Origin of the sequence: Gordonia sp. SMJS1 (assembly GCF_029866425.1) — a bacterium.
In the GTDB taxonomy this organism is placed as follows: Bacteria; Actinomycetota; Actinomycetes; order Mycobacteriales; family Mycobacteriaceae; genus Gordonia; species Gordonia hongkongensis.
Genome location: NZ_CP123381.1, coordinates 615,605 through 638,293 on the forward strand (window position 1 = coordinate 615,605; position 22,689 = coordinate 638,293).

Below are 22,689 nucleotides of genomic sequence, written 5' to 3' on the forward strand. Positions count from 1 at the left end.
GTCAACCCCGAGTTGACGACGACACGTCGAGGCCTATCAAGCGCGTGTGCGTTGACAGGAACGGCAAGCGTCATGACGATGGATGCGGAGATCGGCGAAGTCGTCGCCGGCCGCTCCAGGCTTTGCCACGGGAGGTTATCCAGTGAGCATCACCGAACCGTCGGTTCGTCCCCAGTCCACAGACACCCGGTCCGCCGAGAGCCCGCCGGCGAACGGTGTCGTCACCGATGTCGCGCGTCGCTACCTCGACGTCCGCGCCCTGACCGACACGCTGTCCGAACGGCTTTCGCCCGAGGACCAGACACCGCAGTCGATGACCGAGGCGAGCCCGGCGAAATGGCACCGGGCGCACGTCACCTGGTTCTTCGAGGAGTTCATCCTGCGGCGTGACCCCGCGTACAAGGTCTACGACGACACGTTCCGGTACCTGTTCAACAGCTACTACGAGGCTGTGGGAGAACGGCATCCACGACCTGATCGCGGTCTCGTCACGCGGCCGGGTGTCCGCGATGTGACCCGCTATCGCGAGCATGTCGACGCCGCGATGGTGGATCTCCTCGAGCGCGGCGACCTCGACGAGGCCGCACTCGAACTCGTCGAACTCGGCTTCAATCACGAACAGCAGCACCAGGAGCTGCTGCTCATGGACATCAAGCATCTCTTCTCCACCAATACGTTCGGGCCGGTGTACGTCGATCGCGAACCCGACGAACCGGGCATCGCGAAAGCGTTGGGCTGGCGGCAGTTCGAGGGCGGCGTCAACGAGATCGGCGCGTTGGGCAGCGGATTCTCCTACGACAACGAGGGCCCCCGACACCGGGTGTATCTCGAGGACTTCGAGATCGCCGACCGCGCGGTCACCAACGCCGACTGGCTGGAGTTCATGGCCGACGACGGTTACCGGCGCGCCGAATTCTGGTTGTCCGACGGGTGGGCGACCATCCGCCAGACCGGATGGGACGCACCGGGATACTGGCGCGACGAGACCGGTGCGCGCTCCACCGACCCGTCGGACTGGACGACGTACACCCTGTCCGGTCGGCGGCGCATCGTGCCCGACGAGCCCGTCCTGCACGTCTCGTTCTACGAGGCCGACGCCTACGCCCGCTGGGCGGGGGCCCGGTTGCCCACCGAATTCGAGTGGGAGATCGCCGCCGGCTCACTGGGTACCGAGCGCGGGGCCCTGCTCGACCCGGACCGATGTCATCCCGGCCGCGTCGGTGCGGCGATGATCGGGGATGTGTGGGAGTGGACGGCCAGTGCGTACCTGCCCTATCCCGGCTTCGTGCCCGCCAACGGCGCGGTGGGTGAATACAACGGCAAGTTCATGTCCGACCAGCATGTGCTGCGTGGGGCGAGCGCGGTGACGCCTGTGGGTCACGAACGACTGACGTACCGGAACTTCTTCCCGGCGCCGTCGCGCTGGGTCTTCTCGGGACTCCGGCTGGCCCGATGAGCCTCGACAGCGACACCCCGGTGACGGCGACCACCGGGGACACGGCCATCGGGGGCCTTGCCGCAGACGCACTCTCGGGATTGTGGCAGCAACCGCCGGTCCTCCCGACGAAGTGGTTGTACGACGAGCGCGGCAGCAAGCTCTTCGACGAGATCACCCGTCTGCCCGAGTACTATCCCACCCGCCGCGAGACCGCGATCCTGCGCGCGCGGTCGGCCGAGATCGCCTCGACGACCCGTGCCGACGTCATCGTCGAACTGGGCTCGGGCACATCGACCAAGACGCGTCTGCTGCTCGACGCCTTCGTGGACGCGGCCGCCGACGGTGAGCGTCCGACCTACGTCCCCGTCGACGTCAGCACCGAGATGCTCACGACGACAGCCGAAGTGCTCGCCGTCGACTATCCCGGGATCGACGTCGTCCCCGTGGTCGCCGACTTCACCGAGCCCGACCTGGATCTCCCGCCCGCCGACGGCCCGCGCCTCGCGGTGTTCCTCGGTGGCACGATCGGCAACTTCGATCCTGCTGCGCGCGCGGAGTTCTATCGTTCGATGGTCGGCTCGTTGTCCCCGGGTGACTACTTTCTCCTCGGTACCGACCTCGTCAAGGACACCGGGCGGCTCGTCGCCGCCTACGACGACAGTGCCGGTGTGACCGCCGATTTCAACCGGAACATGATCGAGGTGCTCCGTGCCGGCCTCGACGCTCGCGGGCTCTACGCCGACGACTTCGAACACATCGCCCGCTGGAATCCGGGCGAGCACCGCGTCGAGATGTGGCTTCGCGCCCGGCGGGACGTCGACGCGTACTTCGGTGTGCTGGGCCGATCGTGGCGGGTGCCCGCGGGAACCGAGATCCACACCGAGATCAGCACCAAGTTCCAGCCCGGGGCGCTCGCGGAAGAACTCGAGTCGGCCGGACTGTCCGTCGTGTCGGCGTGGACCGATCCCGCGGGCGACTTCCAGCTCACCCTGACCCGACGCTGAGCAGTTCGCGCACCCGCGGGATGACCTGCGTTCCATAGAGTTCGATGCTGCGCATGAGCTCGGGGTGGCCGAGTGTCCCGTGCGAGTACTTCAGGTCGAATCGGCTCAGTCCCAGTGCTTGGACGGTCGACGCGATCTTGCGGGCGACGGTGTCGGGCGACCCGACGTAGAGCGAGCCGCCGGGTCCGGTCGACCGCTCGAACTCGATGCGGGTCGGCGGCGGCCAGCCGCGTTCGCGACCGATGCGTCCGACGTACTCGCGGTAGTGCGGCCACAGGTCGTCGCGTGCCTGCGCGTCGGTGTCGGCGACATGTCCCGGTGAGTGCACGCCGACGGGCAATAGCGGCTTGTCCATCTCGCGCAGGGCGCGGTGATAGAGATCGACGTACGGCTTGAAGCGCAGCGGGTCGCCGCCGATGATCGCCAGCATGAGCGGCAGGCCGTACGACGCGGCACGTACCACCGACTCCGGGCTGCCGCCGACCGCGATCCACGTCGGCAGGGGCGGGTTCTCGAGTTCGGGGTAGACCGTCTGGGACTGCAGCGGACTGCGCGTGGAACCCGACCAGGAGACCGGTCGGCCGGTGCGCAGTTCGGCGAACAGGGCCAGCTTGTCGCTGAACAGTTCCTCGTAATCGGAGAGGTCGAAACCGAACAGCGGAAACGACTCGGTGAACGACCCGCGCCCGAGGATCACCTCGGCGCGACCCGACGACAACGCATCGACTGTCGAGAACCGCTGGAACACGCGGATCGGATCATCGGAACTCAGGACGGTGACGGCCGAACCGAGACGCGTCCGGGTGGTGCGCGCCGCGATCGCGCCGAGTACGACCTCGGGTGCCGACACCGCGTAGTCGTCGCGGTGATGCTCACCGACACCGAGGAAGTCGACGCCGACCGTGTCGGCGAGGATGGCCTGCTCGAGCAGATCGCGCAGGGTCTGCGACCCCGAGCGCAATGTGCCGTCGGGTTCGGCGGTGATGTCCCCGAACGTGTCGAGACCGAGCTCGACCTTCTCGATACCTACCGGGTGAGATTCCATGTCGCCCTTCGCGAAGTTGTGATCGTGCGGGGCGAAATCGGAGGAATTGCGCCCGCATTGGTCTCTTCACACGATTTCACTAAATTCTTTCCAGTTCGTCACGGTGTCGAGGTCGGTGCTGTGTAATGCTTCATATCGGTTCATGTGCTCGGCGTGCGAGCGCCGATTCTTCTAGACAAGGGAGACACTCCGATGTGGGATTCATTCTGGGACTTCATCTGGTACACGATCGTCATCTTCGCGTTCGTCGCATACCTGATCGTCCTGTGGCACATCATCAGCGACCTGTTCCGCGACAAGGCGGCTTCGGGGTGGGCGAAGGCGGCGTGGGTGGTCTTCCTGATCATCTTCCCGTACATCACCGCCATCGTGTACCTGCTCGCGAAGGGCAAGGGGATGGCCGAGCGTCAGCGTGAGGCGTACAGCGAGGCCAAGCAGGCGTCCGACGAGTACATCCGGTCCGTCGCAGGCACCTCACCGACCCAGCAGATCGCCGACGCGAAGAACCTGCTCGACTCGGGCGCGATCACACCCCAGGAGTTCGAGCACTTGAAGAGCAAGGCCCTCAGCGGAACCGCCTGACGGTCCCTCGACACAGACAACGCTCCCCGATGGCGCCGGTCGCCGTCGGGGAGCGTTGTCTGTTTCTCGTGTTCGCGTCAGTCCGCCGACCCGACGCCCACACGCCACAGCGGATTGACCGGACCGTGGCCGGCGCCCAGTGGATACGCGGCCGCCAGGCAGCGGGTCACCCAGTCCTTGCCGAAGCCGACCGCCGCGGGAACGTCGTGCCCGTGGGCCAGCGCGCATGCGATCGCGGCGGCGAGGGTGTCGCCGGCGCCGTGGTCGTGCGGGGTGTCGATGCGTTCGTGGCTGAGCTCGATGAACTGGTCGCCGTCGTAGAGCAGATCGGGGGAGTGGTCCGAGGTTCGCAGGTGCCCGCCTTTCACCAGCGCCCAGCGCGGCCCGAGATCGAGCAGTGCCCTGGCCGCGTCGCGCTGCGACGCGGCATCGGTGACCGCGATGCCGGTGATGAGCCGGACCTCGTCCAGGTTCGGTGTCACCACCGTCGCGAGGGGAAACAGGCTGTGCCGCAGGGTGTCGAGTGCCGAGTCGGCGAGCAGCTGGTTGCCGTGCATCGACGCGCACACTGGATCGACCACCAGCGGAACGGATGTGTCCCGGCCGATTCCGCTCGTGCGGCACTGCTCGACGATGGCCTCGATGATGGGCGCCGACGCGAGCATCCCGGTCTTCGCCGCGGCCACACCGATGTCACCGGACACGGAGTCGATCTGCGCCGCCACGGTCTGCGGTGAGATCTCCTCGAACCCGCTCACGCCCACCGAGTTCTGGACCGTCACCGCGGTCACCGCGACACACCCGTGCACCCCGAGCAGGGCGAAGGTGCGCATGTCTGCCTGTATTCCCGCGCCCCCGCCGGAGTCCGAACCCGCGATGGTCAGGACCCGTACCGGGGCCGTTCCGGGCGGTGACAGCGGGAGTCCCGTGTAGGCCTGTTCGTCGACCGTGCGCTGATTCGCGTCGACTGTGCGTCGTCGTGCGTCGTCTGTGCGCATCAGGCGCCGCCGGTCGTCTGGAGCGGGAGGTACACGCGGTTACCAGCCTCGGCGAACTCGGCCGACTTCGCGGCCATGCCCTCGGCGATAGTCCGGTCGATGTCGTCCGCGGTGACGAGACCGTGCTCCTCGGCGTAGGCGCGGACGTCCGCCGAGATCCGCATCGAGCAGAACTTGGGTCCGCACATCGAGCAGAAGTGGGCGGTCTTCGCGGGCTCGGCGGGCAGCGTCTCGTCGTGGTATGCGCGCGCGGTGTCGGGGTCGAGGGCGAGATTGAACTGGTCGGTCCAGCGGAACTCGAAGCGCGCCTTGCTCAGTGCGTCGTCGCGTTCCTGTGCCCGCGGGTGGCCTTTGGCCAGGTCGGCCGAGTGCGCCGCGATCTTGTACGTGATCACGCCGACCTTGACGTCGTCGCGGTCCGGAAGTCCTAAATGCTCTTTCGGAGTCACGTAGCACAGCATCGCGGTGCCGGCCTGAGCGATCATCGCCGCGCCGATGGCCGAGGTGATGTGGTCGTAGGCCGGCGCGATGTCGGTGGCGAGCGGACCCAGGGTGTAGAAGGGGGCCTCCTCGCACAACTCCTCCTCCAGGCGCACGTTCTCGGCGATCTTGTGCATCGGGACGTGCCCGGGGCCTTCGATCATGACCTGCACACCATGCGATTTGGCGATCGCGGTCAGCTCGCCGAGAGTGCGGAGTTCGGCGAACTGGGCCTCGTCGTTCGCGTCGGCGATCGATCCGGGGCGCAAGCCGTCGCCGAGGGAGAACGTGATGTCGTAGCGGCGGAAGATCTCGCACAACTCGTCGAAGTGCGTGTACAGGAACGACTCCCGGTGGTGCGCGAGACACCAGGCCGCCATGATCGAACCGCCGCGCGACACGATGCCCGTCACCCGCTTCGCGGTCAGCGGAACGTAGCGCAGCAGGACACCGGCATGCACGGTCATGTAGTCGACACCCTGCTCGGCCTGCTCGATCACGGTGTCGCGATACAGTTCCCAGGTCAGCGAGGCGGGATCGCCGTTGACCTTCTCCAGCGCCTGGTAGATCGGAACCGTCCCCACGGGGACCGGCGAGTTACGCATGATCCACTCGCGGGTGGTGTGGATGTCGGCGCCGGTCGAGAGATCCATGATCGTGTCGGCGCCCCAGCGGGTGGCCCACACCATCTTCTCGACCTCGTCGGAGATCGAGCTGCGCACCGCCGAATTTCCGATGTTCGCATTGACTTTCACCGCGAAGTTCTTGCCTATGATCATCGGTTCGGACTCCGGATGCCGGTGGTTCGCCGGGATGACCGCTCGCCCGATCGCCACCTCCGACCGGACCAGTTCGGGGTCGATGCCCTCTCGGGCGGCGATGAACCGCATCTCTTCGGTGATGATCCCGGCCCGCGCCCAAGCTAGCTGGGTGCTCGCGCCGTCGACCGGTTCCGGGCGGCGCCAGTTGTCGCGGGTGGGGGCGAGGCCCTTCTCGACGTCGATGCGCGCCGTCGGATCGGTGTACGGACCCGAGGTGTCGTAGACGTCGAGGTGTTCGCCGTTGGTGAGGTGGATACGACGCTGCGGGACGCGCAGGTCGCCGACCGTGAGGTGGTGCTTGGTGCTGCCCTCGATCGGACCGAGGGTCAGGAACCCTGAGTCGGCGGGTGCGCTGCCGTCGCGAGTCGCGGATACACGTGTGCCCATGGCTTGTCTCCCTACGCCGGCATTACCCGGACAGGTTCGAGCGGTCGGCGACCGCCCGTCGCCATCTCAGCCCTCGGTCATCGTGAGAGCCCCCGCGGTGTAGTTGTCGTGCGTCCGCCACCCTACAGCGCGGAGTTCGTTCGGGTCGTAGGGGTGCGCGCGACCGTCTCGATGTGCGACGACCGGACGATCGGGGTCATCAGTTACGGTTCCGTAAGGTACCGTGTGACCCGGATCACAAGCGGGGCCTATGCCGAGGTTCGGACGGCACATGTCAGTGGTCCGATGTCCACGATCAAGAGGTGAGGAGGGTCGGGTGCTACGCAAGCATCGTCAGCGACCACCACAGTCGGCGAAGTCGATCCTGCAGCAGATCTCGCAGGTGGTGCACAATCCCGACCGCGACCGGTTCGAGCTGTGGGTCGCCGGCGACCTGGTCGGCGTGCTCGGCTATTCGACCGAGACGGTCGACGGTCAGACCACCATCACCGTCCTACACACCGTGCTCTACGACGAGTACACCGGACATGGTCTCGCCACCCGACTCACCCGCACCGTCGTGCACTTCACCCGCGAGCAGGGCGCCCGCCTGCGGCCCGTGTGCACCTTCACCAAGCACTATCTCGACGGCCATCCCGGGATCGTGACCCTCGCGCCGGTGTGATCCGAAGGTAAGCCTCGGCGGCTCCGGAACATTCCTCGCCGGACCCTTCGAGGCTCGTCGCTATCGCTCCTCGCACCTCAGGGAGCAGGGGTTATGCGCTTCCTTGGGATTATGGTGCGGTGGTCGCGCTCCTCGCGCCGGTGTGAGGAGCGGGCTCCGACTCGGCTCAGCCTGCCGACGGCTCCGACAGCAGTGTCTCGCGGAGCACCTTTTTGTCGATCTTGCCTACTGCGGTGACCGGGAGCGTGCGCACGACGCGGACCACGTCGGGCAGTTTGAAGGAGGCGAGTCCGCGGTCGGCGAGGAAGGTGCGGATCGCGGCCAGCTCGAGTGGTCGGGCCGGGGGGTGTTCGTGCGAGAGCACGACTGCCGCACAGATCTTCTCACCGAGCGCGTCGTCGGGCAGCCCGACCACCGCGACCTGCCGGACCGAATCGTGGGCGAGGAGGTTCTCCTCGACGTCGTCGGCGGCGACGTTCTCCCCGGCGCGCACGATGGTGTCCTTGATGCGGCCGGTCACGGCCAGGTGCCCCGACGGCAGCCGGGTGACCTTGTCCCCGGACCGGTAGAAGCCGTCCGGCGTGAAGGACTTCTCGTTGTGCGCCGTGGCGCGGTAGTAACCGCGGATCGTGTAGGGCCCCCGCACCAGCAGTTCACCTTCTTCCCCGTCGGGGACATCGGCTCCGCCCTCGTCGACGACCCGCACCTCGTCGAGCTCCGACATCGGTGCCCCTTGCACTTGGTGCACCAAGTCACGCGGGTCGTCGGTCCGGGTGTAGCAGATCAGCCCCTCGGCCATGCCGAAGACCTGCTGGACGACGGGGCCGAGGGCCGCGTCGAGGGCGACGGCGTCGGACTGTGCCAGCTTGGCGCCGCCCACCTGCAGCAGGCGCAGGGAGCTGATGTCCGCCGGCTCCCACTCGGTCGCCGCGCACCAGAGTTGCGCGAGCGCGGGGACGAGCGCGGTCACCGTGACGCGGTGCCGCTCGATGAGGTCGAAAGTGTTGTCCGGACTGGGGTTGTCGGCTAAGACGACGTGGCCGCCCGCACCGAAGACGCCCAGGATTCCCGGGCAGCACAGCGGAAAGTTGTGCGCGGCCGGCAGGGCGACGAGGTAGGTGTCGTCGGCGGTGAGGCCGGCGACGTCCGCGGACAGCCGGGCGTTGAGGTCGTAGTCGTCGTGCGTGCGCGCGATGAGTTTCGGCAGTCCGGTGGTGCCCCCCGACACGAGGAACAGGGCGGGTAGCCCGGCGTCGGGGGCAGCCGGGAGCTCGACCGAGGCGGGGTCGGCGTCGGGGAGCGGTGTGAATCGACCAGGTTCGCCGGAGATGAAGACCTGCGCGACGTCGGGCACCCGTGACTGCAGCTCGGTCGCGAGCTCGCGATAGTCGAACCCCCGGCGGCCGTCCTCACCGATGTAGGCGACCGCGCCGGCACCGGCTGCGAGATGGGCGATCTCGGTGATCCGGTGCGCGGGCAGCGTCATCACCGGAACGACACCGCGCGTAGGAGGCCGTACAGGGTGACCGCGAAGTCGAGGGAGTTGTTCAGCTGCAACACGACCCGTTGCGTCGGCCGCAGTCCGGCCGCGACGAAACCGGCGGCACGACGGAGGGTGGCGTCGCGGAACTCGGCATAGGTGAGCGTGCGCGGCCCGTCGGTGGAGGCGTCGGTCAGCGCAGGGGAGTCGGGAGTTCGCTCGGCGGCCAGATCGAGGCCGGCGAACAACGGGCGGTCGAGGAAGACGCCGGCGTCGCGGTACTTCTGTGCCTGTGCGTCGGTGTGGGGAGCGAAACCGTCGAGCAGATCGGTCGCGGGGTCGAGATGCGTCGGCATGAGTTCATTCAAACACAGGCAGGATAGGGTAACCTTACCGGTCGATGCAGGGCGGGAGGCCGGCTGTCGACCCGCGGGGGATTGTTTGATTAGGCTGCCCTAAGATTCCCTATGATCATCGGTGCTCGAGTGCATCACGACCGGAGGAACGAAGGACATGTCGCTGACAACCGAATCGCACGCCGCGCAGTTCGTCGACCTGCTCGCGCCGGCCTCGCCGCTGAGCGAGTCCGATGCCGCGCGGATCACGGCGGCCTGGGCCGGCTCCGGCGAATTCGGCGACCATGTCGTCTACGAGCGCGACCGGCGCTGGACCTTCGCGGCGGGTGTCCGCGCCCGCGTGGTGATCACACGCAGTGAGGTCATCGTCGACGATCAGGGCGACCGCACGACGACGCCCTGGCGCGGCGACCCCGCCGACGCGCTCGCCGCCGCGACCGCGTCGCTGTCGATTTCCGACTGGCGCGTCTACGGCTGGGTCGGTTTCGACTTCTGCGCCCCGTATCACGGCATCCTCGAGCGCGTTCCCGAGGACACGGTGCTGGCGCACCTCATCGTTCCCGAGTTCGAGGCGACTGTCGATGCCGACGGGGTCGACACCGGGTCGCTCGACGCCGAGCGTGCCGGTCGTCTCCTCGAGATCGCCTCGCGAGCAACCGTTCCCGGCGAGTCGCGGCCGGTGGACGTGCAGTCCGACCCGGACGACTACCGCGGCCGTGTGGCCACCGCTGTCGCCGAGATCGAAGCCGGGCGGTACCAGAAGGTGATCCTCTCGCGTGCCGTCGACATCCCGTTCGACGTCGACATCCCTGCCACCTACGCCCGCGGCCGCGCCGACAACAACCCCGCCCGGAGCTACCTGCTCTCGCTCGGTGACCTGCAGGCGGCCGGGTTCAGTCCCGAACTCGTCGTCGCGGTGCACGACGACCGGACCGTGGTCACCGAACCACTGGCCGGCACAAGGGCTTTCGGGATCTCCGCGGAGCAGGACGCGGCGGCCCGCGCCGACCTGCTCTCGGATGCCAAGGAGATCGCCGAGCACGCCATGTCGGTGCGCGCGTGCTTCGACGAGATCTCCTCGATCGCCGCTGCGGACACCACGGCCGTGAGTGAGTTCATGGAGGTTCGTGAGCGCGGGAGCGTCCAGCATCTGGCCTCGACCGTGCGCGGGACCCTCGCCGATCACGAAACGCCTTGGCGTGCAATCGAGGTGGTGTTCCCGTCGATCACCGCGTCGGGCATCCCCAAGACCCCGGCCGTGGAGGCGATCGACCGTCTCGAGCCCCGACGCCGCGGCCTGTATTCCGGCGCGATCCTCACCGCCTCGTCGACGGGCGAGCTCGAGGCGACCCTGGCCCTGCGCACCATCTTCTCGTCCGGGCAAGGCGCATGGCTGCGTGCCGGTGCCGGGATCGTCGCGCAGTCCACGCCGGAGCGCGAGTTCACCGAGACCTGCGAGAAGCTGGCCAGCGTCGCCCCGTACGTGGTCCCGCGCTGACCGACCGATACTTTCGACCGAACATCACCACCCCAGGAGCCACCACATGTCCGACCACATCACCGAAGCCCTGCGCGGCATCCTCGAAGAGGACCTCGACCTCGCGCTCGGCGACATCAGCCGCGACTCGAAGCTGATCGACGACCTCGGGCTGGACTCGGTGGCGTTCGCCATCGGCGTGGTGGCGATCGAAGAGCGTCTCGGCGTGAAGCTGTCGGAACGGGAGCTCTTCGAGTCCAAGACCGTCGGCGACCTCGAGGACCTCATCCGGTCGAAGGCCGGCACCCCGGCCTGAGAGGACCCGGACCCGACATGACTGTGGAGACCCCAGTGCAGACGTACGCCGAACTGCTCGACGCCGCGTTCGACGAGCAGGTGACGGCCTGGACGGCGCAGGCCGAGCGGGATCATCGATTCCCGCGGCCCCTGCTCGAACACCTCGGTGCCGAGGGCGTCTTCGTCCGCAAGTGGGAGGACCGCAAGGTCACCGACCTCCACGACCATTTCGCCCTCGGCGCACATCTCGGCGCGCTGGGCTCCGCGGCCATCGGAGTGGGTGTGAGCCTGCACGATTCGGCCATCGCAATCCTCCGCCGCTTCGGCCGCAACGACTATCTCAGAGACCTGGCCCAGCGCGCCCTGACCGCCGAGACCGTGCTGTGTATCGGGGCCTCTGAGGAGCAAGGCGGGTCGGATCTACAGAACTCCGAGACCCGGATCCTGCCGGAGAACGGCGGGTTCCGCGTCGTCGGGCACAAGAAGTTCGTGTCTCTCTCGCCGATCGCGGACCACGTGTTCGTGGTCTGCCGTGGCGTCGACGACGGTCCTGACGTGGGCGGCAACGTGGCGTTGGCCGCCGTCCCGATCGAGTCGGTGACGGTGGGGAAGCCGTATGCGAAACTCGGCGCCGGGCCCCTCGACACCGCGCCGGTGACCATCGACGCCTGGATTCCCGACGAGGCGCTGATCGCCCGGCCGGGGACGGGCCTGGCGATCATCAGCTGGGGACTGGCGCACGAGCGGTACTCGGTGGCCGCCCAGATCGCCGCCGCGTGCGACGTGATGATCGGCGTGACACTCGCCCGGATGGTGGAGCGTACCCAGTTCGGCAAGAAGCTCTACGACCATCAGGCGCTCCGGCTGCGCGTCGCCGATCTGCAGGCCAGGGTCGACGTCCTGCGCTATTCGCTGGCCGGTGTCGCCGCGGAGGGCAAGATCAACCTGCGCACCGCCGCGGCGCTGAAGGCCACCGCCGCCAACCTCGGGGAAGAGGTCGCGTCGGAGTGCCTGCACATCTTCGGCGGTATCGGTTACCTCGAGACCGGATCCCCCATCGGTCGCTGGTGGCGGGACATGAAACTGGCCCGCGTCGGCGGCGGCACCGACGAGGTGCTGTGGGAACTGGTCGCGGCGGCGATGAAACCCGACACCGAGCGTTATAAGGCCATGTTCGTCGACTCCGAACTCCACGGCACCGGCTCGCCGGTGTCCTGAAGCGCTCGAGCCATCGTCCCTCTTACCCAGGCGGTCATCCCATGAACAGCCCAGCCAGCCAGGCGCCGGCCGACGCGCGTGTCACCGAACTCGCGCCGCCCGACCACACCTACCTGCACATGGACAAAGACAGCGCGCCCATGCACTGGTCGATGATCCTGCAGCTCGAGAGCAACGGGGCGTTGCTCGGCCTCGACGAGGTGCGGACGCGGGTCCGGGAGCGGGCCGGGCTGTTCGAGATCTTCCGGCTGGGTATCCGCAACGGCCGCTGGCGCAAGCCCGAAATGGTGCTCGCCGACGACAGCTGGGATGCCGGCGAGCACGTGACCGAGTTCGGGTTCACCGATCGCGCCCATCTCCAGCGACGGGTGACGAAACTGCTCGAGTCGCCGCTGCCGCGTCCGCGCCCGTTCTGGGACATCACCCTGTTCACGCCGTCGGCGGGTGCCGAAGGCGTCGGACAGTGGGTCCTGCTCCGGGTGCACCACAGCATCTCCGACGGCATCGCGGGGGCGGCCTTCGCCGCTCTCCTCGCCGACGGGGAACCCGACGATCTCGCGGAGTTCGAGCGATTCGCCACAAGTCCCCGCTTCCGGATCAGCGGCATCGACCCCGAGGAACTCAAAGAGGCGAAGGCCGCCTATGGCGACCAGCACGCGGCGGGCGGTGGCAAGAAACGAGCCTGGCCCGCGCTGACGAAGTCGGGCGAGCGCGAGTACGCCCTGTTCGCCGCGTCGACCCGGACGCTGCGCAAGGCTGCCAAGGGCAACGGCGCGACCGTTCACGAGTTCCTCCTCGCCGCCATCGGCCGGGCGATCAGCCTCAACCCGCCCGCGTCCCCACAGGCCGACGTCGTCCGCGTGACACTGCCGGTGACCCTCGACGACGAGTTCCGGCACACCGGCAACGCGGTGTCCGTGGCGCTCCTCAACCTGCTCGGCAACGAGCCCGATCTGTCACGTCAGATCGGCCGTGCGCGAAGCGAACTCGAAACCATAGCGACGCGGAAGCCGGAGCTGTACCTGGCCGCCGCCGACGATCTGCCGCGCGCCCCGCTGTGGGGTCTGCAGCGCGCGATCGTGAACGCGTCGATGTCCCACATGCACCCCGACATCCACATCGGCATCAACCCCGGGTTCTCGCGGGTCCGGTCGGTGCTGGGGCGCTCGATCGTCACCCTGACACCGTTGTCGCCGCTCGCGGGTTACTCGCTGTCGGTGACGACCCTGATCCTCGGACACACCACCACGTTCGGCGTCGTCACCGACGCGCAGGCGCTACCCGGGTACGCCGAACGGTTCGTGGCCGCGCTCGACGAAGTGCTGCAGGAGGCCCTCCCGTCAACCTGACGGGGGTGCGAGCTTAGGCTTGCCTTGTAATCCGGGGTCCGAGGGCTGCAATATACAGGTGGCCGTCGGCTCGGCGGGGGCGAAGACATACACGGAGAAAGAACAACATGAGCAACGACGTCAACTACCAGGACCCGGCCGGGCCGATTACTACTCGGGGGTCGACCACCGCGAGTCGGACACCGGTTCGTCTCGCCGGTCGGGCGGGGTCAGCGTCCCGACCGTCCTGGCGTCGGCAGGCATCGCTGCCATCATCTCCGCGATCGTCGTGACGATCGGCGTGGTGGGCATCGTGGTGAGCGAGCGCAACGACTCCGCCACCGCCGCACAGCCGACCGTCGTCAACCTCGGTGCCGCGCAGACCGCGCTGCCCCAGCAGGGCATTGCCGGCCAGCAGCCCGTCCCCGGTCAGCCCGCACCCGCCGGCGCACCGGCAGCGGCCCCGACGGAAAACGTGCCCGAAGGCGGCGGAGCGATCGGTGGACCGGTCGGTCCTCCCGGTGAAGGAGCCGCGCCGGCTCCGGGTGCGGCCCCCGCACCTGCTCCCGCGCCGGGCACCACGGCCGCCCCGCAGCAGAGCGTTGCCGCCGGCCCGACCGCGCTGACGCCCGGACAGCTCAACACCAAGGTCCGCATCGTCATGAACTCCAACGGCAGCCGCGCCGCACGCGCCGCCGAACTCGAGGGCGGTGAGCGCGCGCTCCGTCAGATCGACCTCGTCGCCCGCGCGATCACGACCTACGGCAACGTCGGGCTCAGCTACCAGATGGTCGGGCCCGTCCAGGTCAGCGGCAACACGCTGACCGCTCCGCTGCAGATCAGCGTGGTCGGCCGCGGTAGCCAGAATCGCTCGATGACGTTCGTGTGGAGCGGCAACAAGTGGAAGCTCTCCAACCGAAGCGTCTGCACCATCGCGGGATTCGTCCTGCTGCCCTGCTCGCTCTGACCGCGCGGGGTGACACGGTCCGGTCCGCCGGACGACACCGACAACCCATTGGGGGATCTTCACGTGATTTCACGACCACGCCTGGGCGCACTCGCCGCGAGTGCACTCCTGTTCGCGGGCCTGCTGGCCGGTTGCTCGAGCTCGGATGACGAATCCGCCGGTGGCACCGTTCAACTCAACCTTCCGGACGGCCGGTCGGTGACGATCCCGGACACCCCGGAGCGGATCGTGACCCTGGGTGATCAATGGACCGACGTCGTTCTGTCCTTCGGTGAGACGCCGGTGGGGTACTACGATTACTCGAAGTCGGCGACCGGCGAGATGCAGCCGTGGTACGGCGAGAAGCTGGCCGACGCGACGTTCGTCGATCCCACCAAGGGCGACGACGCGACGACCATCGCCAAGCTGAACCCGGACCTGATCTTCGCACCCGGCTTCGCCTCGGACAGCCCGGAGTTCCAGCAGATCTCGAAGCTGGCCCCGACGGTCAATGCCATCAGCGACCAGGAGATCGATCCCTGGCAGGACATGGTCACGGTGATGGGCACCGTGCTGCACGACCCGGAGAAGGCGAAGTCGATCATCGACGACACCAACGCGAAGATCGCGGCGGTGGCGCAGGAGTACCCGGATCTGAAGGGTAAGACCTACGCCTTCGCGTTCATGTACGGCAACGACCAGCTGTCGGTGCTCGGCGACGAGAACGACGGCGCCGGAAAGCTGTTCACCTCGCTCGGGATGAAGATGGCTCCCAAGCTGGTCGCCGAGTACCAGCGGACCGGCCAGCCGCGCTTCGGGCTGAGCACCGAGAACATCCCGATGCTCGACGCCGACGTACTCGTCGTGGCCACGGCCACCCCCGAGCAGGCGGAGACCCTGAAGTCGCTGCCCGGGTACAAGAACCTGAAGGCGGTCAAGGACAACGCCGTCACGTTCATGACCCAGTCGCAGATCACGGGTCTCAACGCGCCGACGCCGAACTCGATCCCGTACGTCCTCGACCTGCTGAAGCCGTCGTTCGCCGCGGCGTCCAACTGAGCTCGGTCTGAAACGAACTCGCCCTCCGCGGAATGTGGAGGGCGAGTTGGTTTTCGGGGTCGCCGGACCCTTCGTGGCTCGTCGCTATCGCTCCTCACACCTCAGGGAGCAGGGGGGGTGCCCGTCGCTATCGCTCCTCGCACCTCAGGGAGCAGCGGATCGCCCCCGCTGGTTGAGCAGGCGACGAGCGCAGCGGATCACCCCCGCTGGTTGAGCAGGCGACGAGCGCAGTGAGGAGCCGTGTCGAAGCCACTTCGCAACAACGACAACGGCCCGAGCCGCACGTGGCGGATCGGGCCGTGAGCCGGCTAGCGGGTTACGGCGCGACGATGTCGTCGTCGTCCGAGGCGCCGAAACTTGTGAACGCGGTGTGCCTGGGCAGGCGGTAGGCCTCGCGGCCCAGCACGGTGTTCAGGATGCGTGCGTTGCGGACCGCGCCGATGTCGAGGTTCGGGGCCGAGACGCCGTGCGCGTGCTCCTCGGCATTGGCGACGAAGATCCGGTTGGTCAGGGCGTCGTCGGTCTCGATCTCGTGGTTGGCGCCGATGACCAGGCGTCCGCGCGAATCCCGGTGCAGCGCAGACTCGATCGGGGCCAGGAAGTCCGCCCTGCGGGCCTGGTAGCCGGTACTGGCGATGACCATGTCGGTGGTGTGGGCCAGCTCGGAGCCGGTGTCGAGGTGACGGCCGCGGACCCGGAGCTTGCCGTCGGCGAGGGTGTCGATGCCTTCGACCTCGACCGAGATCCGCAGCTGCACCGGGTTGAGCTTGTCCTGCAACTGGCGCCGGTACAGCAGGTCGTGCAGGCGCTCCAGGGTGTCGGTGGAGATGCCCTTGTGGAACTGCCAGTGCTGCGGGCGAACCCGATCCCGTGCGGCCTCGGGAAGGCTGTGGAAGTAGTCCATGTAGGCCGGCGTGGTCATCTCCAGCGAGAGCTTCGTGAAGTCCAGCGGCGCGAACCATGGTGTGCGCGTCCACCATCGGACCGCGGGGCCGCCGCGTAGGTTGGATTCCAGCAGATCGATGACGATCTCGGCACCCGACTGGCCGGAGCCGATGACGGTGACGGTGTCGGCGGCGAGCGCCTTCTCCTGGTTGAACAGGTAGTCGGAGCTGTGGACCACCGCGGGCGAGTCCGACGAGAGTGCCTGCGGGACGAACGGTTCGGTGCCGATGCCGACCACCACGTGTCGTGCGATGACCGTCGAGGAGGTGGTGCCGGTGTGCATGGTCACCCGGAACGCGTCGGCCTCGGCGTCCCAGGCCACCTCGTCGACGGTGGTGCCCCATCGGAGCGAGTCGAGCCGGGACACGCACCAGAGCAGGTAGGCCTCGTACTCGATGCGGGTCGGGAAAAAGTTCTCGCGTACCAGGAACCGGTACATGCGATCGATGTCGGCCATGTAGTTCAGGAACGACAGCGGATGGGTCGGGTCGACGAGCGTCACCAGGTCCGACAGGAAGCTCACCTGGAGGGTGGCGTCGTCGAACATCAGGCCCGGATGCCACCGGAACTCGTCTCGCGAGTCGACGACCAGGAGGTTCACGTCGTCGAGCGTCGAGGCGAGCGCGGCGAGGCCCAGATTGAATGGGCCGCAACCGATCGCGAGTACGTCTACATTCTCGACAGTGGTCTTCTCTTCTGGGGTCATTCGGACACTCTCACCATTTCTTCACTGTGGACTTCCGCGCCGGGTGCGGCGGTGCCTTCCGACTCCACCTCGAGCGCGACGCGCAACAGTTCGTCGAACAGCTCGTCGATGTCGCTCTCCGAGGTTTCCGGGTTGAGGAGGGTCAGCTTCAGGCAGGTCTGGGGCTCTTCCTCACCGGGCACCCGGACCTGGGTACGGCCGATGAGTGCCTTGCCGTCGGCGATCAACCGACGCCGCAGTTCGCCGTTGACCGCGTCGAGATCGGTGCACCGATACCGGAACACGACGGTGGTCAGCGTGACCGGCGCGATGAGCTCGAGCTGCAGTTCGGTGGCGATTCGCTGTTCGGCGTACACCGCGAGGTCGTTGCACTTGTCGAGCATGTCACCCAGAGTGCGGCGTCCGTAGGCGAGCAGGGTCGCCGCGACCTTGAGGACGTCGGGCCGTCGCGTCGTCTGCAGCGTCTGACCCAGGAGGCCGCTGTACCCGGCCTCCACGTCGTCGTCGGGGTTGAGGTAGGCCACCGAACGGTTCAGGGACACGAAGCGATCGGCGTCGGACAGCAGCATGAGGCTCGCGGCCGCCGGCTGCCAACCGACCTTGTGCAGGTCGAGGGTGACCGAGTCGGCGCGTTCGACGCCGGTGAGCAGACCGGCGAGGCGGTCGGAGAACAGCGAGCCGAAACCGTAGGCGGCGTCGACGTGCATCCAGATCTCGTGCCGCTCGGCGATGTCGGCGATCTCCCCGAGCGGGTCGACGGTACCGAAGTCGGTGGTACCCGCGGTGGCGACGATCGCCAGCGGTGTCGCCGCGCCGGCCTCGCGGATGGTCGCTTCCAGCGCCTCCGGGATCATCCGGTGATGCGAGTCGACCTCGACCGGGATGACCGCGGTCTCGCCCAGTCCCAGTGCCGCACAGGCGCGGTGAACCGAGAAGTGCGCCACGCGCGAGCAGAAGACGACCGGGCGGTGCAACGCGCCGACGCCGTCGTGCCGCACGTCGATGCCCCGCCGGGCAGCGGTGTGGTCGCGAGCGATCATGAGCGCCAGCAGATTCGAGATCGATCCACCGGGACTGAAGACACCGCCGGCATGTTCGCCGAACCCGGCCATACGAGCCAGCGACTGTACGGTCCAGGTCTCGAGCGCCAGTGTGGCCGGGCCGGAATCGTAGGTGTCGAGTGAGGCATTGGTGGCCGAGGCCAGGGCGTCGGCGGCGACCGCGACCGACAGCGGCGCGGGTTGCAGATGCGCCGCCGCCATCGGATGGGTGAGGTCCAGTCCGAACTCGGCCACCAGGCGGGCGAGCCGGGTCAGCGCCTGGGACTCCCCGATCCCGTTCTCCGGGACTCCGTGCGGGCCGAGTAGTGCCGTCACCCCGCCGAGCACCGCGACGGGGTCACCGCTCGGCAGCGGGGCGCCGTGGTGGTCGTCGCCGACCGCGGCCGCGACCTCCGCCAAGCCGCGCCCGACGTCGGCCCAGCCATCGCCGGGACGGGCGAATCGCGAGGCACCCCATACGGACTGGCGGTCTTCGGACACTGAGTTCCCCCCTGTTGACTCTGGCGCGCGGTGGCGCGGTGGCAGGCCGGTCATCCGGCGCTGCCCTTCTGTGGTGCGCTCTCGGCGAGGGTTTCGACGAGTGCGGAGACGTTCTGGTGCAACGACGTCGGAATCAGGTCGACGAGTGCGGTGAGTACTGCGGTGGCGCGGTCGGCCACCGCGTCGGGGACGATCCCCGGCTGGTGGTCGACCTCGACGTGGGTGCTCTCGTCGTCGGCCTCGAAGGCGATCGAGAGCGGGTAGTTGGCGATCCCGTTGAACACCGACCGGCAGGTGACCGGGGCGTCGGCGGGTTGTGGGATCCCGCGCAGCGGCGCGGGCCGGACCGACGCCATGATCTCGATGACGGGAAAACGGCCGCCCTGCTGCCGCAACGCGGTCAGGATCGGCCCGAAATCGGTGCCGGAGTGTTCCATCGATCGGTAGATGGCCGCACCCGCATCCCGCAGAGCCTGCTCGACCGTGGCGTCGGGGTCGATGCGGAACCGCATCGGGATGATGTTGCCGCAGTATCCGACGTTCTGGGGTGACTGCGTCCGACGACGGTTGTCGGCCGGCACCACCAGGACGTGGTCGGCGGCGCCGGTCAGGGCATACGCGGCCAGCGAACACACACCGATCAGCAACGCGTTCGGGGTGGCGCCGACGGTCTGCGCGACCCGGCCGAAAGCGGCCAGCGAGTCGGCCGCAACCGGGGCGGCGACCTTGATGCCGTCCCGGTCGTCCATCGGCGAGAGCCAGCTGTCGGCGGCACTTTCGGTGGGCAACTCGCCGCTGAGCGGATAGCGGACGTCGTCGGCGGCCCAGGTCGTGAGCGCGTGGCGCACCGCGTCCTCGGCGGCTGCCGAGGCGGCCGCGGAATTTGGTGAGACCGGGCGGGAGTCGGCGTTGACGTCGCCGGGCCACGAACCTGACACCAGGGTGCCCAGCAGCAGCGGCCATGAGGTGTCGTCGACGGCGAGATGGTGCACGACGAGGATCATGGTGACGTCGCCGTCCGAGCCCGAGACCCGAAGCCGGAGTGGCACATCCGACGTCAGATCGAATGGCGTGCGGGTCAGCGCGGTCGCGATCGCGTCGGCATCGTCGACGGGTCCGGTTGCCTCCGCGTCCGGCAGGCCCCAGGTCCACACCGTGCCCGATGCGTCCCACGATCCCGCGTGCGAAACGGCGCGGCGACGCGGCGTGCCCGCGTTGTCGACCTCGACCACCGATTTCAGGACCCCGAAGCGCTCGACGAGTAGTTCGGCGGAGTCGACGACCGATCGGAGCGTTCGCGTACCGCCGAACTGCAGGACGAGTCCGATGTTGTGCGACACCGATTCCGGATCCAGTTCGTAGATCCGCCACATCCGCCGTTCGGCGGTGCCGAACTCGCCGAACGGCACGGAGGCCCTTGGTTCGTCAGCTGCGGCCGTGCGGGCGGGTTCGCCGGTCTGCGCGATTCGACGACGCAACAGCGTCAGTCGCGCTTCGGTCAACGCGGGCATGGCTCCCTCTCGGTCGATGTGGCGGTGGACGTCGTCGACGCTGCTGCGGTCTTGCCACGCAACACATCCCAATCGCGGACGACCTCGATCAGCTCGCCCGCCGCCCACCGCGGCGCCTGGTCCTGGAAGTGATCGGAACGGGGATCACCGCTCACGCCCAGCGGGACGATCCAACGGCTCGCCCCGCGGTCGGCGAGGTCCCACACGTAGCGTGCGGCGGCACCCGTGATGCACAGGTGGGTGCCGACCGCCGCGGCGTTGGCGAAGACGCACTCGGCGTCCCCCGCCAGGGGCAGGGGAGTCGGACGAAGGGTGGCGAACAGATCCGGGTGCTGCGGCGACGCGCCGACCAGGTCGAATCCGTGGATCGGTGCCAGGCGATGGACGCTGCCCCACGTGGGCGTCGAACCGAAGGTCCCGATCCGGGCCACCACGGCATCGAGGGCGGCGACCGCCACGGCCTCGATGTCGATGCCGATCCCCGCCGTGTTGGCGACGACGGAGGTCAGCGCGGTCGCGAGACGGGGCTCGGGCACGAACCACGGCTGGAACACCGCCGGGAATCCGTGCGGCCCGCGCAGCGGCGCGAGCACGTCGGTACTCGCGACCCCGAGAACCAACTGGGTACGGAACTCGGCATAGAGATACGCGTCGGTGCTGTCGGCGATCATCGACCGGTCCCACGCCACCAGGCGCTCCCGGATGCCTTCGGCCTCGGCGTCGGCGCCGCGTACACGTGACAGCAACTCCTGGACGACGGTCGCCTGCTCGAGCCGGACATCGGTGTGGATGTCGGCGCAATCCGCCGGACTCACCGAACCGAGATCGTCGAGTCGCGCGGTGATCCGGTCGGCCCGGAACGGTTCGACGCACTCACTCGTGAGCGGCTGCAACGCAGGCACATCGGACATCCGCTGGTTGGCGGTGACGGTGAAGGCGGGACCCTTCGAGACGCCCTCCGCAAGCTCCGGGCTCCTCAGGGAGCGGGGGGTGGCCTCCGCGAGCTCCGGATTCCTCAGGGAGCGGAGGGTCGCGTCGAAGCCGGGGTCACCGAGCGAACCCGCCTCGTATCCGCGCCACTGGTAGCGCTCGTCCCAGCCCGGGACCGGCAACCAGTAGTTCTCGGGCGCGCGGACCGGCACCCGGCCGGCCACGTGGGTGGCGACGGTGCCGTCGGCGTGGGCGATGACCGCGCGGTTGACCGGCTCGACCCACTTCGTCAGGGCTGCTTCGACATCGGCGACGGTGTGCGCGAAGAGGAGGTCGATCGGCGCGTCGAAGGTGACTTCTTCGGTGAGCAGCGGGGACCGGATGCTCATCGCGAACGACTCGTCGGGGCCGCCGAAGACGACGGCACCGTTCGGGGTGGTGAGGAGCTGCACGGCAACGGGTTCGGCATCCCGGACGAGGATCGTCTCGGTGCTCACCCCGGCCGGCACCCGCCCGCCGCCCGGTACCTCGACCAGGAGCGTGCCGGCCTCGTCGCGCGTCAATCGCTCGAGGTACAGATCTTGATAGTCACCCATGGCATTCGTGATGCCCCAGGCGATGTCGTCGCCCTGACAGAAGTGCGGGACTCCCGGGACGCCGGCAAAGGCGAACCCGGCCATGTCGAACGCTTCGTGCGGACCTGTCGAGGCGAGGTGGAACTGCTGATAGATGCCCGGCAGTTCGAGGAATCGATGCGGGTCGCCGGCGACGATGGGCGCACCGGTCGAGCTCCGCTCGGCGGACACACCCCAGGCGTTGCTGCCCGACGTCGGATCGCCGAGATCCACCGCCGGGGCGGGTTGCTCGGGCGACGCCGGGCGGGTGATCGCGAGGATCTCCCCCAGGAACGCCTCATCGGGCATCGCGGGCACCGTGGGGTCGGTCTCCCGCGTCTCGAAGTCCCAGAACCGCAGCGCATCCAAACCGAGCGTGCGGCAGGCGTGCAGGCGGAAGAGTTTCGTGGTGAACCGGCCGAAGAGCACGTGGTGCATGATGAACACCGAGATCGGCGTCCACGGCCGCCACGGCAGCGGGCGATGCGCCAACGCCTCGAGTTCCGGTGCAGCAGAGGCCTTCTCGAGGTCGCCGAGGGTGCTGTTCACGCCGTTGGCGTAGGCGGTGACGAGCTCGCGGGTCCGGGTGGACGATGCGTCGAAGATGCGTTTCGCCGCCACGTCGAGCTGGGCGCGGCGGGCGAAGGTGTCCCATTCGACGCAGCCGGCCCCGAAGACCTCGGCGGTACGTCCCTCGGCGCGCAGCCGCATGAACTCGATCTGCCAGCGCCGGTCCTCGCCGCATGCCCGGCCCTGTCCGTACAGTGCGCCGCGCGGCGTCGAGGCGAGGACGTGCGGGATGCCGTGGCCATCACGCAGGATCTCCGCGTCGTCGGGTGCGTGGGTGCGGGTGGTGGTCATC

18 protein-coding genes, 1 pseudogene and 1 riboswitch are annotated in these 22,689 nt (G+C 68.3%); of the genes and pseudogenes, 10 read left to right on the forward strand and 9 right to left on the reverse strand.

What is annotated here, in order from left to right; all coding sequences use genetic code 11:
- Positions 1–142: 142 nt before the first annotated feature.
- The gene (gene egtB, locus QAD21_RS02870) at positions 143–1,456 is read left to right on the forward strand and encodes an ergothioneine biosynthesis protein EgtB (protein ID WP_078111738.1); all 1,314 of its coding nucleotides are present in this window, start codon (positions 143–145) and stop codon (positions 1,454–1,456) included.
- On the forward strand, positions 1,453–2,442 hold the full coding sequence (egtD, locus tag QAD21_RS02875; protein WP_058251376.1) for an L-histidine N(alpha)-methyltransferase: 990 nt from the start codon (positions 1,453–1,455) through the stop codon (positions 2,440–2,442). The genes egtB and egtD overlap by 4 nt, the downstream gene beginning before the upstream one ends.
- Here egtD and QAD21_RS02880 read toward each other — a convergent pair.
- Positions 2,423–3,487: an LLM class flavin-dependent oxidoreductase gene (locus QAD21_RS02880; RefSeq protein ID WP_078111737.1), complete on the reverse strand. Its 1,065-nt coding sequence runs from the start codon at positions 3,485–3,487 to the stop codon at positions 2,423–2,425. The genes egtD and QAD21_RS02880 overlap by 20 nt on opposite strands.
- Positions 3,488–3,679: 192 nt before the next feature.
- Between QAD21_RS02880 and QAD21_RS02885 the strand changes: the two genes are divergently transcribed.
- Positions 3,680–4,069: an SHOCT domain-containing protein gene (locus QAD21_RS02885; protein WP_058251374.1), complete on the forward strand. Its 390-nt coding sequence runs from the start codon at positions 3,680–3,682 to the stop codon at positions 4,067–4,069.
- A gap of 77 nt (positions 4,070–4,146) precedes the next feature.
- On the opposite strand, the gene thiD is transcribed toward QAD21_RS02885, so the two are convergent.
- Both thiD and thiC read right to left on the reverse strand, forming a co-directional pair.
- Complete coding sequence (gene thiD, locus QAD21_RS02890; protein ID WP_078111736.1) at positions 4,147–5,067, reverse strand: bifunctional hydroxymethylpyrimidine kinase/phosphomethylpyrimidine kinase; 921 nt, start codon at positions 5,065–5,067, stop codon at positions 4,147–4,149.
- Complete coding sequence (gene thiC / locus QAD21_RS02895; protein WP_078111735.1) at positions 5,067–6,755, reverse strand: phosphomethylpyrimidine synthase ThiC; 1,689 nt, start codon at positions 6,753–6,755, stop codon at positions 5,067–5,069. The genes thiD and thiC overlap by 1 nt, the downstream gene beginning before the upstream one ends.
- Positions 6,747–6,861, reverse strand: a riboswitch (TPP riboswitch). (Overlaps the previous gene by 9 nt.)
- 210 nt (positions 6,862–7,071) lie before the next feature.
- On the opposite strand from thiC, the gene QAD21_RS02900 reads away from it, so the two are divergent.
- Positions 7,072–7,419: a GNAT family N-acetyltransferase gene (locus tag QAD21_RS02900; protein ID WP_058251372.1), complete on the forward strand. Its 348-nt coding sequence runs from the start codon at positions 7,072–7,074 to the stop codon at positions 7,417–7,419.
- A gap of 166 nt (positions 7,420–7,585) precedes the next feature.
- Here the strand turns inward: QAD21_RS02900 and QAD21_RS25300 are convergent, their stop codons facing one another.
- Entirely contained in the window at positions 7,586–8,065 is a 480-nt protein-coding gene (locus tag QAD21_RS25300; protein WP_348534514.1) for a hypothetical protein, read from the reverse strand.
- A 27-nt stretch (positions 8,066–8,092) separates the two neighbouring features.
- Positions 8,093–9,255 (reverse strand): annotated as a pseudogene (locus tag QAD21_RS02905) (AMP-binding protein); the annotation flags it as partial.
- Between the two features lie 157 nt (positions 9,256–9,412).
- Here QAD21_RS02905 and QAD21_RS02910 point away from each other — a divergent pair.
- The 6 genes from QAD21_RS02910 (at position 9,413) to QAD21_RS02935 (ending at position 15,580) form a co-directional block, all read left to right on the forward strand.
- On the forward strand, positions 9,413–10,753 hold the full coding sequence (locus tag QAD21_RS02910; RefSeq protein ID WP_058251433.1) for a salicylate synthase: 1,341 nt from the start codon (positions 9,413–9,415) through the stop codon (positions 10,751–10,753).
- Positions 10,754–10,799: 46 nt separating this feature from the next.
- Positions 10,800–11,048, forward strand: coding sequence for an acyl carrier protein (locus tag QAD21_RS02915; RefSeq protein ID WP_058251371.1), 249 nt, complete (start codon positions 10,800–10,802; stop codon positions 11,046–11,048).
- Positions 11,049–11,065: 17 nt separating this feature from the next.
- On the forward strand, positions 11,066–12,247 hold the full coding sequence (locus tag QAD21_RS02920; protein ID WP_058251370.1) for an acyl-CoA dehydrogenase family protein: 1,182 nt from the start codon (positions 11,066–11,068) through the stop codon (positions 12,245–12,247).
- Positions 12,248–12,288: 41 nt separating this feature from the next.
- Positions 12,289–13,596, forward strand: a complete 1,308-nt coding sequence (locus tag QAD21_RS02925) for a wax ester/triacylglycerol synthase domain-containing protein (protein ID WP_058251369.1) — start codon at positions 12,289–12,291, stop codon at positions 13,594–13,596.
- A 58-nt stretch (positions 13,597–13,654) separates the two neighbouring features.
- A complete protein-coding gene (locus QAD21_RS02930; RefSeq protein WP_280360507.1) occupies positions 13,655–14,542 on the forward strand; it encodes a hypothetical protein in 888 nt (295 codons plus the stop codon).
- 63 nt (positions 14,543–14,605) lie between these two features.
- Complete coding sequence (locus tag QAD21_RS02935; RefSeq protein ID WP_058251432.1) at positions 14,606–15,580, forward strand: ABC transporter substrate-binding protein; 975 nt, start codon at positions 14,606–14,608, stop codon at positions 15,578–15,580.
- 316 nt (positions 15,581–15,896) lie between these two features.
- Here QAD21_RS02935 and QAD21_RS02940 read toward each other — a convergent pair whose 3' ends face one another.
- Genes QAD21_RS02940 through QAD21_RS02955 form a run of 4 tightly spaced genes read right to left on the reverse strand, consistent with a single transcriptional unit; the run spans position 15,897 to position 22,688 of the window.
- The gene (locus QAD21_RS02940; RefSeq protein WP_058251367.1) at positions 15,897–17,231 is read right to left on the reverse strand and encodes a SidA/IucD/PvdA family monooxygenase; all 1,335 of its coding nucleotides are present in this window, start codon (positions 17,229–17,231) and stop codon (positions 15,897–15,899) included.
- Positions 17,228–18,772, reverse strand: coding sequence for a pyridoxal-dependent decarboxylase (locus QAD21_RS02945; RefSeq protein ID WP_280360510.1), 1,545 nt, complete (start codon positions 18,770–18,772; stop codon positions 17,228–17,230). Before QAD21_RS02945 ends, QAD21_RS02940 begins: the two co-directional genes overlap by 4 nt.
- Before the next feature lie 50 nt (positions 18,773–18,822).
- Positions 18,823–20,283, reverse strand: coding sequence for a condensation domain-containing protein (locus tag QAD21_RS02950; protein ID WP_058251365.1), 1,461 nt, complete (start codon positions 20,281–20,283; stop codon positions 18,823–18,825).
- Entirely contained in the window at positions 20,271–22,688 is a 2,418-nt protein-coding gene (locus QAD21_RS02955) for a penicillin acylase family protein (protein WP_078111734.1), read from the reverse strand. The genes QAD21_RS02950 and QAD21_RS02955 overlap by 13 nt, the downstream gene beginning before the upstream one ends.
- Between the last annotated feature and the right edge of the window lies 1 nt (position 22,689).